This is a genomic window from Allofournierella sp. (assembly GCF_048388525.1).
In the GTDB taxonomy this organism is placed as follows: Bacteria; Bacillota; Clostridia; order Oscillospirales; family Ruminococcaceae; genus BQOK01.
In genome coordinates, this window is the sequence record NZ_DBGCTQ010000058.1 from 16,468 (window position 1) to 34,233 (window position 17,766).

Below are 17,766 nucleotides of genomic sequence, written 5' to 3' on the forward strand. Positions count from 1 at the left end.
AGGCGGTGCGCTGCAACATGAAAATCGAAAACGATCTGGGGCGGGACCCCATTCCCCGGCTGGTGCTGCGGGTGGCCCTGCCCAGCATGCTGGCCCAGTTTGTGAGCGTGCTTTACAGCGTGGTGGACCGCATGTACATCGGCAACATTCCCGATGTGGGCAGGCTTGCGCTGGCCGGGGCCGGGGTGTGCGGCCCCATCGTGACCATGATTGGTTCGGTGGCCTTTCTTGTGGGCGTGGGCGGTTCGCCCCTCATGAGCATCCGCATGGGCGCGGGCGATCAAAAAGCCGCCCGCAAAATTTTAGCCAACTGCTTTTTGATGCTGTGCGGCCTCTCCGCCGCGCTCATGGCGCTGGCCTTCGCCACCCGCCGCCCCGCGCTGCTGCTGTTCGGCGCCAGCCCCTCCACCCTGCCCTATGCCGAGACCTACTACACCATCTATCTGTGCGGCACCCTGTTCGCCCTGCTCACCACCGGGCTGAACCAGTTCATCATCTGCCAGGGCTTTGCCAAAAAGGGCATGTTCTCGGTGCTGCTGGGCGCGGTGCTCAACATCGCGCTGGACCCGGTGTTCATCTTCGGTTTTAAATTGGGGGTGGCGGGCGCGGCGCTGGCCACGGTGCTCAGCCAGCTTGCCAGCTGCATCTATGTGCTCCGCTTTTTGCTGGGCCCGGTGCCGCCGGTGCGCATCACCTTCGGCCAATACGATCTTCGGGTCATGGGGCGGGTCACGGCGCTGGGCTTTACCCCCTTCGCCATTGTCGCGGTCGACAACATCATGATCATTGCCCTCAACGCCCTTCTTCAAAAATACGGCGGCGCGGCCCAGGGCGACATGCTGGTGGCCGCCGCCACCATCTCCCAAAGCTTCATGCTGGTGGTCACCATGCCGCTGGGCGGCATCACCGGCGGCACCGGGGCGATCCTGGGCTTCAATTACGGCGCGGGCCGGCCGGACCGTATCCTGCAGGCGCAAAAGCACATCCTGCTTTTGTGCCTGGGCTACACGGCCCTTTTGTGCCTGGCCGGCCAGCTTGTGCCCGGGCCCTTTGTGGGCATCTTCACAAGCGACGCGCAGGTCGCGCCGCTGGCGGCCCGGGCCATCCGCATCTGCACCCTGGGCATCGTTCCCCTGGCACTGCAATACACGGTGGTCGACGGCTTCACCGGCATGGGCATGATGCGCTATGCGCTGCCCCTCTCGTTTTTTCGCAAGCTGGTGTACTTTGTGCCCCTATTCCTGCTGCCCGTTCTCTTCGGCGGCATGGCGGCCTTTTACGCCGAGCCCATCTCCGACTTCATCGCCCCCGCCGTCTCGGCCCTCGTCTATTGGCGGCGCATCCGCTACGTGGTGGGCGCAAAGGCGCCCGCCGTGTGATCAGCGGAGGGGGGCCTCGGCGCGGGCTTTCGCATAGCAAGACCATCAAAAAAACCGGTGCCCCTCCTGGCGTTGAACCGCCGGAAAGGGCACCGATTTTTCTATACCAACACATTTATTTGAGCTGTTTTTCGTACATCTCCTGCAAAAACGCTGCCAACGGCTCGCCGGTGGTTTCAATGCGGTATCGCTTTTTTCCAATATAAACGGGCCCTTTATCCGAAACGCTCATTTCCAGCACAGCATCTTTTCCGCCGCCCGTTCCCCACAGGCTCAAATGGTAAAGCGTTCCCGGCAGCACCCGGCCCGAATGTCCCTCGCTAAAAAATTCTGCATTTTCCAGGCGGGCCATCAATTCGGCGCACTGATCCCCGCTCAGATGGAGGGTGCCATTGTTCAGGTGGCTCACACTGCAGGCCGTGAGCGGGCCTTTAAAAAAGGCCGAAAACTTTTTAGGGGTCAGCGTTTCCGCACAATAAAACACAGCGGCAATTCCCATTACAGCCGCCACGAACCCGATCAAAAATTTTTTCCTTTTTGGCATTTTTATCATTCCTAAATAATTCCTGATTTATTTGGCGGATCGCCAATTCCATAGAACAACCGTTCGCATCCATCTGGATGTTATATCAGTTTCTGCCCAGTTCCAGCAGTTCCAACACCACTTTTGCATCCTTCTCCGGAACTGGAAAAGCCCATCTCTTTTCCCATTCCAAAACATAATAATCGCCCTCTGCCGTTTCGTATTCTTCCCGCTTTTCAGGTTCCATAAAGCTTCCGTCCGTCACTCTGTAAAGCCGCGCCGTACCCGTCAGTGCTCCCTGCGCCTAAAACTGTATCTCACACAGCGCTGCAAAATGCCCCTTTTTCACTTTCCTTGCGGCATACAATGATCGAAGCTCGCATACCTTTTTGATTTCCTGTACCTGGCCGGGCTCTTCCACGTTAAACGAACTTTCCTGCCCTCGCACAAGGCGGATCGAATCGATCGTATCATAGCGATCCATGATCCTCACAATTTTGTGGTTTTCCCAGTTCCTTGCGCCAATGCGCCCAAATAAATAATAGAAGCAAATAGAAGCAATGTCGCCGCAATTCGTTTGCCTTCTCTCATTTGCATCCTTTTGTTTTCCCTTCCGGCACAAGCGCCCCCCCAAACAGCTGCATATGCCGCGCTCACACCAACCGCGGCCAGCCCGTAAATATTCCCCTCGATTTGCTGAAACACGTTAAAGCTGAGCAGCGGGGTATTCGCGATGACCCTGGGCAACGGCAGCGGGCCGATAAAATTGTCCACCAGCAGTACATATCAAATCGCTATAAGGGTCTGCACCACCATCAGCAGGCATTTTATTCCTGCATGCAGCCGAAACCGAAAATCGGGTTTTATCAAAAGCAAGATTCCCTGATAAAACGCAAAACATCCGCACAGCACCCGCCAAGGGATAAATCACAAGCTTTGTCCACGCAAAGATCCTCATATAGTCACGCTGATTGATCCCCTGCGCCCATACCACAAATAGCAGCATGGAGATCATGTTACAAATCACAGTGCTTCGCAAAAGTTTCTTGTTGTTTTCCATAAAGGCCCCTCGCTCTCATTTTAAAATAAGCGTAGAAAAGCCATGATCTTATTTCCCTGCTGCGCTATTGTTTTTTAATTATAATTTGCTTTTTCATGGGTTTAACGTTAAATGCCTCACCAACCGTCAGCGTATCAAGTGTTATTGGGATATAGAGACATCTGGCAAAAGATATAATTCAAAAGTATAACCCCTTTGTGTGACGCAGCAGACCCAAACATGCCCTCGTCCTTGTTGTAACGTAAGGACGGGGGCATGAAAAGCGCCCGTGGTACCTCTTGGTTCGCCGCCCTCCGGCGGGAGGCAGCTTTAAAGACCGCAACGGAAAAGATTCACTTACAGCTCGGCATAGATTCAGGGTTCCTGGCCGTGTTGCTGATTTGAAGTTTTTGTCCGGCGGCTTTTTTTAAAAATCACTACAGCGATTACCACCAGCGCCACGAGAGATATCAGGGGTAAAAGTCCCATCAGGACCCAGGAATATTGGAGCAGAGACGACATAGAGCACCCCTTTTATTTTTTAGTATGTTGAAGTTATTGAAAACAGTATTTTAACCAGAAACAGAAGTATACAAAGTGGTACCTTTCATTTCTGCATATAAATTATATCTTGCGCTAGCTATTCCTTGAAATTCATAATCCCACCAACCTCTGGCTAATGTGCTACTGTACTCCAAACCAGAATTAGTGACAGTTACGCCAAGGCCAAGATGTGATGGGTTATAAGCATTGGTAATTTTTCCTTCCGAAGAGATGTTAATAAAACACCAAACATTCATGTAAACAGTATACCCATAAATTTCCCACTCCCCAGTAGCATTTTCATAGGTTCCGCGCGTAGTAGGGCCTACCGGAACAACTCCAATTGTGGCAATTTCTCCATTCTCAAGTACAATTTCTTGTTCTTGACGGACACGATTAGTAAGATCAAAACTGACAGTATCGCTGATTTCAAGGTCATCAAGAGAAGTGTTCGAATCTGCAAAAGCATAAGGAACAACCGTAAACATCATAGCAAACGCCAAAACAGCAGAAAATATTTTTTAACGAGACATCCTCCCATAAGCCAAATGTTGATGGTAACTTAAAAAGCAGCTTCGTCTTAAAATTCATAGATTCTTAACAGATATATTTTAAGGCTTGCTCTTATACCCCATCGGTTCCACCTTTTTTCTCCCTATTTCACAATTTTATAATATCATGTTGAAATTAACCCGTCAACATATATATTATCATAAATAGTATTTATATGAGCTTATATTTGCGATTTAATTAAATCACAGAAGAAAAGGATATATTTATGAGCATTTCAGACAACTTGAAACGCGGCACGGTCGAGCTTTTATTGCTCACCTTGCTGAGGGAACAGGATCTGTGTAATGCCCCACAAACAAAGCTGTGGCCGCCGCAAATGCAGTGGCCACAGCTTTGTTATTGTTTCTTTCCGTTCTTCCGGGCTCCTTTCCACCGGGTGCCGTCTGTTTCCTCGGGCCGCGGGGGTCATCTGCTTAACTGGTTTCGTCAAGACTGCTCTCTTCTGCCTTCCAAACTGCCCTGTCAGCCCACGCCTAACTGCCCTATTACGCCCTTACCACCTCTGCTGCTTTGCTAAAGCCCCTCAAAGCACGCCCTGCCTTAATTCAAAGTTAAAACAGACGAAATATTTTGGTTTTCAAACGTTTGATACATTGCTCGCTTCTCTTCCTCTGTTTTATCGTTGCTTATTATATAATATACTTGTCGGCCATTTTCCCAGCGCAAGGCTAACGCATCACCAATTGGAATATTTATAATTTGATATTCGTGATCGGTCGATAGCCCTGCGGGAAATAGAGGGTCAAAATCCGAACGATACATTTTAACGTCCAACGTAGAAGACGCATCCTTGTAGCGGAGGTTAACAGCTAGTATTTTGTTTGGAGAAAGCTCAATTGTTTCGATCGTGCCTATTTCAACCATATCCGGGGCGTCTGTGTGAACCGTAAATCTCGGATTATCTTCAAGCGTAAAGTGAGCGTTATCAAACTTTAATCCCTCCAACTCCTCTGGAATGAAAGCAGCATTGTAACAGTTGCAAATTTCTTCGCGATCCGTAACGGGATAGATAGAGCCGCCAGCTATTATGTAGTTGTTATCAAGTAAGAAGCAATATCGCTCATTTAATTTTAAAGGTATGTTTTCCAGTTGTTCATCAAGAGCATTGATATAAAGCTGCTCTTCTGCTTTTATTTTTTCCAGTTCAGCTTTAGCTTCTTCTAACTGCAGCGCTAGCCTCTCTTCTCTTGTTGTGGAAGATGAAACCGTTTCCTGTTCGTCCTTTAACTTAGAAGAAGGAATCTGTGTATCTTTACCGCAACCAGTAAAAGACACAAAAACGATAAAAAGAAAAATGAAGAAGAGCCTTTTTTTCATGCTTTTTCCTTTCTTGTTTGGAAAACAAATGGCGTGGACAAAACTCTTGAAATTTTGTAAGAGCTAAAGTAGAAAACCAGTTGAATCGTTTGGGGAAGATAACGCTTTTTATAATACATATTATCTATTAAGACAAATTACTTCCTGTCTAATCAACTGTTCACTCAACAACACATCCTTTAATTTCAGGGGTTGAGCTTATTCCTCAGTTATAAGGTACATTTTACGATAATCCATCAAGTTGTTGATAAGCACTTCGTCATCACCGGGAATAAACATAAAAACATCTCTCGCCGGATATATTTCACACTCATCAATCTTGATTTCTTTTTCTTTTATGGCTACTTGATAAATTCTCCAGTCCGCACCCCCCGCTAACAAAAACGTTTCTGTTGTTACCAGCTTTGTAAGGGGTACACGCGTCTGCACTTGTTTTTCCTCTCCTGTTGTAATATCATGAACTACCAAATAGTATAGTTCATCAGTTTCTTCGCCACAACTATATATCACCTTTTTATTTTGAATCGCCCAAGCATATATATTTCCATTTTTATTTTCTATAAAACAGAATTTTCCGTCCACACAAACAGCAATTCCTTCCGTATCATTACAAACAGCCAAAAATGCCATCTGCCCATTCTGTTCTGCTGTAACAAGGTTCCTTGGTTCAACATCTCCAAAGTTTATTTCTACCTCTGACACAGAAGTTTTTCCTATTCTTCTTATTCCCCACCTAGCGTTTGGTACTGCCAAATCATAATACATATACTTGATGTCATCTTTTTCTCTCACGATTTTCGGGATACCTGGGGTAGCATAGAACGGAGCTTTTCCTGAATCCACTAAAGCGACTTGTAAAAAATCGGTGGTAAAAATCTCCCAGCGCTGCCCTTTATCTTTTGCAAAATCGCCCTCCACGGGCATCGCCGAAAAACAAGCGTTCCTTTCACTGATCACCGCCGACGAAACCAAATATTTTTTGGGTTCCAGTTCCAATGAACATTTTATTTTATTTTCTTCTTTGTCCCAAATAAATATCGTTCGGGTATAAGAAACAGCCCCACTGCGCATCGCATATTCTTCAACCGGGGTAATAATACCACAAAGTATTTCGTCTCCATAAATATCGTAGGCCAGCAGCGTTTCTTTCTCTCGCAGCGAGATATGCCCATCCAATTCCAGATTTTCCTTTTTAAGTAGTTGGGGCTCATCCAATATAGCTTCTGAAGCTACTTCTTTTTCGCTGCACCCTAAAGTGAACACCGCAATTGCTACAGCGAAAGCCACTGCCAGCCTACGACACTTTTTCATCTCATACCTCTACACAATACTTTTTGCGCCTCTGCTATTTTGATCGAATATAGTACCCATAGCGATTTTGGATCGCAGTTTTCATAGTATTAACATCGACTGTATGACTTCCAAGCGCACCCGTATCATATTGATTGGGGTCATAATATTTAACAGTCCCTTCAATCCACTGCGTATCTCCGCTATATCCATTAGGTTCTTCTTATTTATTCGAAAACTCCTTCAAAAAAGGGCGACTAATTCTGAAATTAGTCGCCCTCCCTAAATAGTAAAACAGGTGCATAAACTTTGCCCTTTTGTCGTCACCATTTTTTTGTGCTCACTTTTTCGAGTTCTTTCTAATATATATAATCAATGCTATCGCTATCAAAACGGAATTAGAAACTCTGAGAAATGTTTCAAAATAAGAAAATGCCGCTAATATTTCATACATCTATAAGTTAAACTCCTAAATCACATCGTTAAATCCCATGATCCCCCGCTACAAAAGTATCTCCTCTACTGAATTCTTTCGTTATCGCAAAAGTACTTTGCAATAGTGGATCAGTCCATGAAAATCTTACAGTTCCACCTATCAGCCAAGTAATTTTCCCGACAGTCGGTGCATTTCGTTGTGCTTGTTCACAATCAAAACTATAGGTATCCAAATTTACAGACTTTTTTCTATTGTTTTAAACTGTAAAATAGAAATAACAGAGTTATTTTGTGCGTCATACTGACCATAGCAGAAAGTTTCTAACTGAAGTTGTCCAACTGGAATATTATTATTAAAAATTCCCCAAACACATGTATACAAATAATACATAGGCATCATACGCGGGCTCATCATCTGTGTTTGAATCGATGGAATCATTGTTACCTGCTGCGTTTCATATGTGATAACAAATCCTTCTCCGATTGTCCGCTTTATCTTTCATGTGAAAAGTCAAAACTGCACTGGCTCCACCCTCTCTTTCCATTTTTTACAGTTTTATAATATCATGTTGAAATTAACTCGTCAATATATATATTATCATAAATAGTATTTACACGGGCTTATATTTGTGATTTAATTAAATCACAGAAGAAAAGGATATGTTTATGAGCATTTCAGATAATTTGAAACGCGGCACGGTCGAGCTTTTATTGCTCACCTTGCTGGGGGAACAGGATATGTACGGCTATCAGCTTTCCCAAATGTTGGCCCAGCGCAGCGGAGGCCTGTATACCTTGCAGGAAGGTTCCATGTACCCCACCCTGTACCGCCTGATGGAAAAGGGCCTTATCAGCGACCGCAAAGAGCTGGTGGGCAAGCGCCGCACGCGCGTCTACTACCACCTGGAGCCCAAGGGCGAAACCTATCTGGCCGAAATACGCCGTGAATATTTTTCGCTCAACCAGGGCGTGGTGAACGTGCTGAACAACACCAAAAAGGCAGGTGAGCCCGGTGACTGACCTCTTGCTGGAAAAAGACGTGGAACAGTATCTCCGGCAGGTTGGGCGCGCCTTGGTAGGGCCGCGTGCTACCCGCACGCAGGTGGTGGAATCTCTGCGCGGCGATGTGTGGGACTACCTGGAAGCCCACCCCGGCGCCGATCTGGAAGAACTTGAGGCACATTTCGGCGCTCCGCAAAAAATCGCGGACGAAATGCTGGCGGCCCTGCCGCCCTCCACCCTGCGCGGCTATGTGCGCCGCCATACCTGGGCGCGCATCCTGCTCATCCTGCTCGCGGCGGTGGTCTTGGGCACGGGTCTCACCCTGGCCATCGAGCGTATCTGTTATGCCGCCAACGGCAACCCCTTTGTGATCATTGAAAAACCGGAGGAGATCGACTCCATTCCGGAAAATGCTATTATGAATCACTAAGGAGGTCAAAGTATGAAAAAGGTTGTTTCGCTCTTGTTGGCGCTCGTTCTCAGCGCGGCGCTGTGCGTTCCCGCGCTTGCCGCCGGGCCGCGGGAGATCGTTGTGAGCCGCGAAGTGCGGCAGTTGGGCGAAGATGCATATGTTATCATCACTCTTATCGAGACCCCCGTCCTCACGCGCTCCGGCTCGCATGAAAAAATTGGCCAGCGAAAGTACGATTATGTTTTGCATGGCGTGCTGCAGTGGACCTTTGCTGTGCAGGGCGTGTTTACAGTAAATCCCGGCGTGAGCTGTGTATGCACCAACAGCGGCTATAGTTTTACCCCCTATGTCACCAGCTGGTCGCTTTCCTCCCCCAGCAGCAGCTATAGCGGCAACACTGCCACGGCCAGGGGAACCGTGCGGGGGGAAACCACGGTATATCCATCGGTTTCCATTTCCTGCGATTCAAACGGCAACCTTTATTAATTTCTTTCGCTTGCCGGAACCTGTGCCGCGCCTTTCCCTACCGTGCGGCATCGTGGTTTCTGCAATACCTTCAAGGCTGGGTGCTGCCACCCAGCCTTGATTTTTTATTAGGTGGAAAAAGTTCATCTTAAAGCCCCTGTGCCTCGCCTTTGGCAGGATAACCAAAGTATAAGGGTACCAAAAGTCTCAATTTCCGTTGGTCTTTCTGATCTTCCAAAGCAACGATAAATTATAGTTCAGTGCGAAGTGCAAGCAAACACAAAAAGCCAGGGACCTTCGCACCGGTTCCAGCTGCATATTTGCACGTTTTTGCCTTTTACCGGCTTTACAAAATGCAACTTTTGTAGTAGATTGAGAATAAAGTTGTTCTTTTATCCAAAGTTTTCTCATGTCTCTTTCGGCTTATTGTTTAACTTTGCTGTCGCTCCCCTCACGGGGAGCGTGGATAGAAATATTGATGAGATTCAGATCGAGTTTAACAGCCTTGAAGTCGCTCCCCTCACGGGGAGCGTGGATAGAAATTCTTTTTTTGGAGGGTAACATGAATACGCAATCGGTCGCTCCCCTCACGGGGAGCGTGGATAGAAATCCCGGCAAGGGCAAGCCCCGCGCGCCAAAGAGCGAGTCGCTCCCCTCACGGGGAGCGTGGATAGAAATTGACGTGCTGGAACTCCCGCTGGATGTCTCCGAGTCGCTCCCCTCACGGGGAGCGTGGATAGAAATTTTCATCTTTTCCGATTTCCTTTCCGGCCTGCTGTCGCTCCCCTCACGGGGAGCGTGGATAGAAATGCCGCCGAGAAAATCGCCGAGACGTTGGGCACCGTCGCTCCCCTCACGGGGAGCGTGGATAGAAATCGCATACTCCGCCTTTTGCGTGCGGGCCATATCCGTCGCTCCCCTCACGGGGAGCGTGGATAGAAATCTGTGGCAAAGTCGATCTTGTTAAGTTTTTTGCGCGTCGCTCCCCTCACGGGGAGCGTGGATAGAAATCGAGTTTGCCGCGAGCACCCGGACGAGCTGGCCGGTCGCTCCCCTCACGGGGAGCGTGGATAGAAATGCTAAAAGGTTATTTAGCGGGGGCGGCCAGCTGGGTCGCTCCCCTCACGGGGAGCGTGGATAGAAATTGCAGGTACCGCGCTCCGGGGGGCGTCCACTCCACGTCGCTCCCCTCACGGGGAGCGTGGATAGAAATATCCGCACCAAGAAACCCCAACAAACAAGCCGTTGTCGCTCCCCTCACGGGGAGCGTGGATAGAAATCAGCGTTTCGGTGCCGTCGAATAGCCTATCCACGTCGCTCCCCTCACGGGGAGCGTGGATAGAAATATCTCCATGAACGATGCTTCCACGCCGCCCACATGTCGCTCCCCTCACGGGGAGCGTGGATAGAAATAACATCGGTTCGTAGGACGCTGTGGGTCCGGTCGTCGCTCCCCTCACGGGGAGCGTGGATAGAAATACCTCTGCGGGGGTGTTGGGGTTGGCCACTTGATGTCGCTCTCCTCACGAAGAAGCCTCCGGCTCGTCAAAATTTGTATTTGTTTCAAAGCTTCATTGCCTCGCACAGCAGCTGCGCATATGCCAAAAATCTTCGTCGCATTACGGCTATTTTTCATTCTGTGTACTCTGGGTCGGTTTCGTATCCACAAGTGGTTTTGCCCACATCGAAAGGCGTGAGGTCAATCGTGATCACTAAAAGCAGTCTGGCACATATATCTCAAACCAGAACGATCCTGATTCGTGAAGAAAATTTTGCCTACCTGCTCCCCTGTGAAGAACTAAGAAACACAATATCCAATTTCACGATCACTTTTCCAAACAAAGCAATTATTTCAGACGCCTACACAGTCATGCCCCATGGCAGCGCCACGCTTGTATTTTTCGTTTATAATACCCAGCTTCATGGCTTTTTGTTTGGCCCCACCACAAAGCCGGTAAAAGTGGGCGATATTGCAAATAAGTGCGGCATGATATTCATCATTGAATTTCAGCCGGCGGGCTTTTCCCCTTTTAAAAAAACAAATCAAAAAGAATTAACCAACAAGATCGTCCCTTTTTCCGCGGTCGACTATTCCCTGGACACAGCACTCAAGAACATCCTCAGGGGCTCTTCCTCGGTAGATGAGCTATTGCTCAGGGCCGAGGAAAAATTTCTTCAAAGCATGTTGTTCCAGTATCCCACCGAGCTTTCTCGGGCTGTTACAGCGATCATTCAAAGCGGGGGGCTCATCACTTCCGCCGAGCTCTCACAAAAAAGCTTTTACTGCCCAAGGCATTTAAATCGTCTGTTTGATCTGTACATCGGCATGGGCATGAAATCCTTTTCCCGCTTGGTCAGGGTCAACCGATCCCTTCACTTTCTAAATCAACGGGTGAACACCTTGGGGGGCATATCCGAAAAACTCGGCTACTACGATGTTTCCCACTTTGTAAAAGATTTTAAAATCGTCTGCAACATCACCCCCCAGGAGTATCGGGCCAACATGTCCGATTTTTACAGTGAAATCGCAAAATTTTGAGCTTATAATGTTTCTGTAATATAAAACACGAAAAGAGGTATTGCAGAAATGAACTTTGATCAAGCAACCATCCGCATTTTGGTGCGAAAGGATTATGGCGAATGCTTCGACTTTTACACGCAAAAAATGGGTCTCCTCCCCGTGTGGGGCGACAGAAAAGGCCCCTACACTTCTTTTGCCGTAAGCGGCGGCGCGCAGCCTTGTTTTGCCATTTTTGCGGCGCAGGCAATGTCCATGTTCCCGGGGTATACCCAGCCCACTGCCGGCGCACAGCCGGATACCGTTGTGGCGATCATTCCCTCGCTTGATCTGGATGGGGATTATTTACGGCTGAAAGAAGCAGGTGTGATATTTTTGGGTGAGCCCCAATACATTGAATCATGGGGAATGCGCTGCACCTATTTCAGGGACCCGGAGGGAAATCTGTTTGAATTGAGCGATGCCGGCGGCGTGTGACCGCGCCGGCACACCCTCGTCTTTTATTTCAAGCTTCCAAACAGGCGGGCGGCTTTTCAGCCGCCCGCCTGTCCTTTTGCCCGATCGTGCAAACCGGGCCGGAATATGCGCCAAGGTTTTTGTGTTCTCTTCCCTCAAATTTCGTGAGCCTCTCCAAATTTGGTTTTTCGTCCTCTTTTTTTGCATTTTCAGGTTGCAAAGCGTCGGTCCACCGCTTATAATAGGCACAGATTTGTTTTGAGAGGAGCGTGCCTTACATGCAAGCATGCCGCACCGAGGAATTGTTCGATCTCTCCCATACCCTGGCGGCCCCCCTGCTGGCCCGGTTTCCCTGGCCCTGGCAGGCACTGGACGGCCTGGCCGATTTTCTTCTTACCCTTGGCGAAAGCCTTCCCGCCGGCGAATACAATTCTCCAGCGCCGGGGGTCTGGGTGGCCAAAACCGCCCGGGTGGCGCCCACAGCCTTTTTGGGCGCCCCCTGCCTCGTTGGTCCCGGGGCCGAGGTTCGGCACTGCGCCTTTATCCGGGGCGCGGCGCTGGTGGGCGCCGGCGCGGTGGTGGGCAACAGCGTCGAACTGAAAAACTGCATTCTGTTTAATGGCGCGCAGGCGCCCCATTTCAACTACATCGGCGATTCGATCCTGGGCCACAAGGCGCACCTGGGCGCGGGCGCGGTGACCAGTAACCTGAAAAGCGATAAAAGCCCGGTGGTCATCCGGGGGGCGGAATGCCAGCTCGCCACCGGCCGCAAAAAGCTGGGGGCGCTGGTGGGCGACGGGGCCGAGGTGGGCTGCAACAGCGTGCTCTGCCCCGGCGCGGTTCTGGGCAAAAACAGCCAGGTATACCCCGCCAGCTGCGTGCGGGGCGTGGTGCCCGCCGGGCATATCTTCAAGGGGCCCGGTCAGGTGGTAAAACGCATTCTGAATTTTGAGGAGGGGCGATAATATGGGAAGACTTTTTGGCACCGACGGGGTGCGCGGCGTCGCCGGGCAGGATATGACCTGTGAGCTGGCCATGGACCTGGGCCGCGCGGCTGCCACCGTGCTCACCTATGGCCGCAGGCGGCGGCCCCTGGTGGTGCTCGGCAAGGACACCCGCATTTCCAGCGATATGCTGGGCGCGGCTCTGGCGGCCGGCCTGTGCAGCGTGGGGGCGGATGTGATCGACCTGGGGGTCGTTCCCACCCCCGCCGTGGCGTATCTTGTAATGAAATACAAGGCCGACGCGGGCGTCATGATCTCAGCCAGCCACAACCCCTATCCCTTCAACGGCATCAAGATCTTCGGCGGCGAGGGCTTCAAGCTGCCGGACGAACTGGAAGACCAGATCGAACGCCTCATCGGCCAGGGCCGGTGGCGGCTGGCCACCGGCGATGCCCTGGGGCAGATCACCCACTGCGCCGCCGCCGCGCGCGATTACGTCGAACATCTGAAAAGCACCATCCCCACCTCGCTGGACGGCCTGAACATTGTGGTCGACTGTGCCAACGGCTCGGCCAGCGCCACCGCCCCCACCCTGTTTGCCGAGCTGGGGGCGAACGCGGTCATCCTCAGCGCCGCGCCGGACGGGGTGAACATCAACCAAGGCTGCGGCTCCACCCACCTGGAAGCATTGCAGCAATATGTGCGCACCCACCCGGGGGTACAGGCGGGCGTCGCGTTCGACGGCGACGCCGATCGCTGCCTGTTTGTGGATGCGGACGGCAATGTGGTGGACGGCGACTTCATCATGGCCGTCTGTGGGCTCGACATGCTGCAGCGCGGCAAGCTGCGCCGGTCCACCATCGTGGGCACGGTGCTCACCAACCTCGGCTTCGCAAAGTTCTGCGAGGCGCAGGGCATCAAATTCGCGGCCACCAAGGTGGGCGACCGGTATGTGCTGGAAGAGATGGAGCTCGAGGGCTACACCCTGGGCGGCGAGCAGAGCGGCCACGTGATCTTCCGCGATTTTGCCACCACTGGCGACGGCCAGCTCACCGCCCTGCAATTGCTCTGCCTTTTAAAGCGCTGCCAAAAGCCTTTGGCTGAACTGGCCGCCGTCATGGCAAGGCTTCCCCAGGTCATGGAAAACGTGCAGGTCAGCCCGGAGGGAAAGCTGGAATTTTACAACAACGACGCCATCAAGGCCGCCATCCGGGAAAAAAAGGAGCTCCTGGGCGACGGGGGGCGGGTATTGGTGCGGGTCAGTGGCACCGAGCCCCTGATCCGGGTCATGGTGGAAGGGCGGGACGAATCCGTCATCCGCCGCATCGCCGCCGAGCTGGCGCTTTTGGTAAAGGAAGAGCTGGGCTGACCCAAAGCTCCCAGCCCAGCTCCGGGCCTTCGGGGGCACGGCAAATTTCGATCTTTTTTCAAAAAGCTTGCTCCGCCGCCCCGCGTGTGGTATACTGAGCCGGTAAAAACCATCGCAGGGTGCCCGGCGGCCGCAGGCCGTGCCGGGAGAATAGGGAAACGGGTGCAATGCCCGTGCGGGACCGCCGCCGTAAAGGTACCAGCCCCGGCCCATATGTGCCACTGCCCCCCTGGGGCGGGAAGGCCGGGCCGTGGCGCCGACGCCTGAGCCGGAAGACCTGCCCTGCCATCGCATACCGCCGGAGGGGCTTCTTTCGGTGGGAACGCATATGCCGCGGACGGACCAAACGCGGCTGCGGGGGCATCGCGGGGCACGCCAGGCTCTGCGCGCCATTTTCGCACGCTTTCCTATAAGCCCCTCTCCCGCCGGGAGAGGGGCTTTTTTTCATAAAAAGGGAAAGAAAATAAGGAGGAACAAATCATGAAAAAGCAAACCAAAAAGCTTTGGCTCATCGCGGGTGTCGCCGTTCTCGTCGTCGCCGCACTGGTGGGCTGCTGGCTGGCCTTCGGCCCCAAGGCGGGCCCCGCCGGCGGCAAAGCCATCGACGTCACCGTGATCTATGCCGACCAAAGCAGCGACGAATTTCATATCTCCACCAGCTCCGAATTTTTGCGGGGCGCTCTGGAAGAACAAAAGCTCATCCAGGGCACGGAAAGCGAGTTCGGTCTTTTTGTCACCACCGTGAACGGCGTCACGGTCGATGATTCTCAGCAGCAGTGGTGGCGCTTCAGTAAGGGCGGCGAGGTCCTGATGACCGGCGTCGACTCCACCCCCATCGCCGATGGCGACGCCTTCGAGATCACCCTCACCACGGGTTACTAAGCCATGCGCCGTACCCGCAGCCTTGTCATGGCCGCACTGTTGGCGGCCCTTTTGCTGGTGAGCAAATTCGCGCTGGACGGGCTGCCCAACATCGAGCTGGTCAGCCTGCTGATCCTGCTCTACACCCTGGAATTCCCGGCCCTCGCCCTGCCCGCTGTCTACACCTATGTGGTGGTGTACGGGCTGCTGAACGGCTTCGGTGTCTGGTGGTTTGCCCAGCTTTACATTTGGCTGCCCCTTATGGCGGCCACGTGGCTGCTGCGCAAAACCCACAGCGCCCTTTTGTGGGCACTGGTCAGCGGCCTGTTCGGCCTTTTGTACGGGGCACTGTACGCGGTGGGGTACGGCGCCCTGAACGGCGGCCCGGCGGCGGGGTTTGCCTGGTGGGTCACGGGCATTCCCTTTGACCTTTTGCACGGCGGCGGCAATTTTGTTGCCGCGCTGCTGCTCTACCGCCCGCTGCGCCGCAGCTTCTCCGCGGCGCGGCGGCGGGCCGGGCTTTGACCCGGCCCCCGAAACATTTTGCAAAAAAGGCGAAGGGCCGGCAAGCTTGCCGGCCCTTCGCCCTTTTGCATGGAAAAATTCCGCCCCGCGCTAACCCGCCGTTTTTACCGCCGCAAGCGCCTTTGTGCAGCGCCTCATCAGGGCGGCCGCCGCCACCGCCACCACCGCCTCGGCAAGGGGCATCGCAAACCAAACGGCATTCGGCCCAGCCAGCGCCGGCAGCACAAGGATCAGCGCGCCGCTCAGCACCGCTCCCCGGGCCGCCGCCACCAAAAACGCCGCGCCGGGCTTTGCCACCGCCTGAAAGTAGTAGGTGGAAAACACATTGAACACCAGCGGCAGAAACGACGCTCCATAGCTTCGCAAAATAAAGGGCGCAATGCGCAGGATCTGCCCGGTAGGCTCCATGAACACCCGCACAAACCCCGTGGGGAACACAGCGATCGCGGCGGTCCACGCCGCGCCGAACAGGGCCGAGGTGAAAAGGGCATACCGCAGCACCCGGCGGATGCGGTCTTGCCGCCCTGCCCCAAAATTCACCGAGATCAACGGCTGCGCCGCCTGCCCCACGCTGTAGGCGCAGCATTGCACCACCGTGCTGATGTTCACAATCACACCGTACACCGCCAGTGCGTCTGTGCCCAAATATTTCATGATCTGCCGGTTGAACAGCATGGTCAAAAGGCCCATGGCCGCGTCGATAAAAAAGGTCGAAAACCCCGTCGTCACTATCCGGCGCAGTTTTGCCCCCGGCCGCGCGGGCCGCGCCAGGCGCAGCGTATTCTGCGGCCGGAAAAAGTGCGCCAGCATCACTGCAAAGGTGATCAGCGCCCCAATCGCCGTGGCCAGCCCCGCGCCAAAGATCCCCAGCTTCAGTGCAAACACAAACACATAATCGCCCGCCACATTGAACGCCCCGCCGGCCAGCACCGCCGCCGTGGCCAGGGCCGGGTCGCCGTCGTTCCTCAAAAACGCCGCCAGCATTTGGTTGAACAAAAACAGCGGCACCGCAAACTTGACCGGCAGCAGGTATTGTTTTGCCAGCAAAAGCAGGTGCTGTTCTGCGCCGAACAGGCGCAGCAAAGGGGTGTCGAACAGCCCGATGGCCAGCCAGCTGGCGGCGGCAAGCAGCACTGTGCCGGCCAGCGCAGCCGTAAAATACTCGTTCTTGCGCCTTTCTTCCCCGCCGCCCTTTGCCGTGCTCATCAGCACCGAGCCCCCAATGCCGGTGAGCAGGCCCAGGCTGTAAAGGATATTCCACACCGGCGCCACCACCGCCAGCGCGGCGGTGCCCTCCGGCCCCTGGTACTGGCCCACCATGGCCATATCCACGATCCCGTAGATCGAGCTGATCAGCGCGCTGCCAAAAGCGGCGCCCAGGTATTTGAAATAGATCTTTTTAACGTCTCCGTGCAGCAGGTCCATGCCGTTTTTCCTCCCGGGCAAAAATAAAAGAGCCGGCTAAAGAAACGGGCGTTTCAGCCCGCCACCTTATCCGGCTCACCATTTCCAGCGAATGGCTCACCCTCCGAGTGAACAGCAATATTATAGCCGGCCCGCCGGCCCAAGTCAAGCCGGCCGCCTACTTTTCGTCGCCGCTCCTGCTCAAAAACTCAAAAAAGGCGAAGATGATCGAGATCACGGTCAAAACCGCCACGATCAACTCGGACATATTGTTGGCGTATTCCGCCTGTTCCGGTGCGGCGATCCCCAAAATCAAAAAATACACGCACCACACAAACCCCAGCACCAGCAGCAGCAAGGTGAGATATTTCAGGCCAAAGGCCGCCCTCCGCCTCAGCTTTTGGGCGGCTTTGAGCTGTTTTTCCGTATAATTCTTTTTGGCGGCCCATTTCACGCCGCCCCCCAAAAAGCCCAGCACGATCCCCACCGAAACCCAAATGCACAGCCTGTACAGCATCCCCATAGCCCCATCCTCTTTTCCCCGCGTTTTATACGCTCTATCATACCACAAACGCCGCGGCCGCGCCATGCCGCTTCGCATTTTACAACTTCACCGAACTGTAAGAATTTTGTAAGAGAAAGCCGAAACAGGATGTAAGATTTTAGCGTTATGATAATAGCACTTGGAAAAGCCGCGCTCAAAGGGTAGAA

Annotated in this window: 19 protein-coding genes, 1 CRISPR repeat array and 1 riboswitch; of the genes, 10 read left to right on the forward strand and 9 right to left on the reverse strand. The window is 52.8% G+C overall.

Features of this window, described 5'->3' with window-relative positions; all coding sequences use genetic code 11:
* The first annotated feature begins 17 nt into the window (after positions 1-17).
* Positions 18-1,379 (forward strand): MATE family efflux transporter, encoded by a 1,362-nt coding sequence (locus ACMLHZ_RS07515; protein ID WP_418667142.1) that lies wholly within the window; start codon positions 18-20, stop codon positions 1,377-1,379.
* A gap of 115 nt (positions 1,380-1,494) precedes the next feature.
* Here the strand turns inward: ACMLHZ_RS07515 and ACMLHZ_RS07520 are convergent, their stop codons facing one another.
* The 7 genes from ACMLHZ_RS07520 to ACMLHZ_RS07550 form a co-directional block, all read right to left on the reverse strand.
* Complete coding sequence (locus tag ACMLHZ_RS07520; protein ID WP_418667143.1) at positions 1,495-1,923, reverse strand: hypothetical protein; 429 nt, start codon at positions 1,921-1,923, stop codon at positions 1,495-1,497.
* 85 nt (positions 1,924-2,008) lie between these two features.
* Positions 2,009-2,149: a hypothetical protein gene (locus tag ACMLHZ_RS07525; RefSeq protein ID WP_418667144.1), complete on the reverse strand. Its 141-nt coding sequence runs from the start codon at positions 2,147-2,149 to the stop codon at positions 2,009-2,011.
* A 57-nt stretch (positions 2,150-2,206) separates the two neighbouring features.
* Positions 2,207-2,395, reverse strand: coding sequence for a hypothetical protein (locus ACMLHZ_RS07530; RefSeq protein WP_418667145.1), 189 nt, complete (start codon positions 2,393-2,395; stop codon positions 2,207-2,209).
* 213 nt (positions 2,396-2,608) lie between these two features.
* The gene (locus ACMLHZ_RS07535; protein ID WP_418667146.1) at positions 2,609-2,962 is read right to left on the reverse strand and encodes a hypothetical protein; all 354 of its coding nucleotides are present in this window, start codon (positions 2,960-2,962) and stop codon (positions 2,609-2,611) included.
* A gap of 551 nt (positions 2,963-3,513) precedes the next feature.
* Positions 3,514-3,975, reverse strand: coding sequence for a DUF5626 family protein (locus ACMLHZ_RS07540; protein WP_418667147.1), 462 nt, complete (start codon positions 3,973-3,975; stop codon positions 3,514-3,516).
* A 622-nt stretch (positions 3,976-4,597) separates the two neighbouring features.
* Positions 4,598-5,374 carry a hypothetical protein gene (locus tag ACMLHZ_RS07545; RefSeq protein ID WP_418667148.1) on the reverse strand — a complete coding sequence of 259 codons (777 nt, stop codon included), beginning with the start codon at positions 5,372-5,374 and terminating at the stop codon, positions 4,598-4,600.
* A gap of 198 nt (positions 5,375-5,572) precedes the next feature.
* A complete protein-coding gene (locus tag ACMLHZ_RS07550) occupies positions 5,573-6,685 on the reverse strand; it encodes a hypothetical protein (RefSeq protein ID WP_418667149.1) in 1,113 nt (370 codons plus the stop codon).
* A gap of 1,080 nt (positions 6,686-7,765) precedes the next feature.
* Between ACMLHZ_RS07550 and ACMLHZ_RS07555 the strand changes: the two genes are divergently transcribed.
* The 9 genes from ACMLHZ_RS07555 (at position 7,766) to ACMLHZ_RS07595 (ending at position 15,651) form a co-directional block, all read left to right on the forward strand.
* Positions 7,766-8,119 carry a PadR family transcriptional regulator gene (locus ACMLHZ_RS07555; RefSeq protein WP_418667150.1) on the forward strand — a complete coding sequence of 118 codons (354 nt, stop codon included), beginning with the start codon at positions 7,766-7,768 and terminating at the stop codon, positions 8,117-8,119.
* Entirely contained in the window at positions 8,112-8,531 is a 420-nt protein-coding gene (locus tag ACMLHZ_RS07560) for a hypothetical protein (protein WP_418667151.1), read from the forward strand. Before ACMLHZ_RS07555 ends, ACMLHZ_RS07560 begins: the two co-directional genes overlap by 8 nt.
* Positions 8,532-8,543: 12 nt before the next feature.
* Entirely contained in the window at positions 8,544-8,999 is a 456-nt protein-coding gene (locus ACMLHZ_RS07565) for a hypothetical protein (protein WP_418667152.1), read from the forward strand.
* 420 nt (positions 9,000-9,419) lie between these two features.
* Positions 9,420-10,457: direct repeats of the CRISPR family, unit length 33 nt; unit sequence GTCGCTCCCCTCACGGGGAGCGTGGATAGAAAT.
* 226 nt (positions 10,458-10,683) lie between these two features.
* Entirely contained in the window at positions 10,684-11,517 is an 834-nt protein-coding gene (locus tag ACMLHZ_RS07570) for a helix-turn-helix domain-containing protein (protein WP_418667153.1), read from the forward strand.
* Positions 11,518-11,565: 48 nt separating this feature from the next.
* Entirely contained in the window at positions 11,566-11,973 is a 408-nt protein-coding gene (locus ACMLHZ_RS07575; protein ID WP_418667154.1) for a VOC family protein, read from the forward strand.
* A 257-nt stretch (positions 11,974-12,230) separates the two neighbouring features.
* Positions 12,231-12,917 (forward strand): UDP-N-acetylglucosamine pyrophosphorylase, encoded by a 687-nt coding sequence (locus tag ACMLHZ_RS07580; RefSeq protein WP_418667155.1) that lies wholly within the window; start codon positions 12,231-12,233, stop codon positions 12,915-12,917.
* 1 nt (position 12,918) lies between these two features.
* On the forward strand, positions 12,919-14,265 hold the full coding sequence (gene glmM / locus ACMLHZ_RS07585) for a phosphoglucosamine mutase (protein WP_418667156.1): 1,347 nt from the start codon (positions 12,919-12,921) through the stop codon (positions 14,263-14,265).
* 100 nt (positions 14,266-14,365) lie between these two features.
* Positions 14,366-14,565, forward strand: a riboswitch (cobalamin riboswitch).
* Between the two features lie 180 nt (positions 14,566-14,745).
* Positions 14,746-15,147, forward strand: a complete 402-nt coding sequence (locus ACMLHZ_RS07590) for a DUF4430 domain-containing protein (protein WP_418667157.1) — start codon at positions 14,746-14,748, stop codon at positions 15,145-15,147.
* Positions 15,148-15,150: 3 nt separating this feature from the next.
* Positions 15,151-15,651 (forward strand): hypothetical protein, encoded by a 501-nt coding sequence (locus tag ACMLHZ_RS07595; RefSeq protein ID WP_418667158.1) that lies wholly within the window; start codon positions 15,151-15,153, stop codon positions 15,649-15,651.
* 90 nt (positions 15,652-15,741) lie between these two features.
* Here ACMLHZ_RS07595 and ACMLHZ_RS07600 read toward each other — a convergent pair whose 3' ends face one another.
* Together ACMLHZ_RS07600 and ACMLHZ_RS07605 are read right to left on the reverse strand one after the other, a co-directional pair.
* A complete protein-coding gene (locus ACMLHZ_RS07600; RefSeq protein WP_418667159.1) occupies positions 15,742-17,076 on the reverse strand; it encodes an MATE family efflux transporter in 1,335 nt (444 codons plus the stop codon).
* Positions 17,077-17,233: 157 nt separating this feature from the next.
* Positions 17,234-17,578, reverse strand: coding sequence for a transporter (locus ACMLHZ_RS07605; protein ID WP_418667160.1), 345 nt, complete (start codon positions 17,576-17,578; stop codon positions 17,234-17,236).
* Positions 17,579-17,766: the final 188 nt, after the last annotated feature.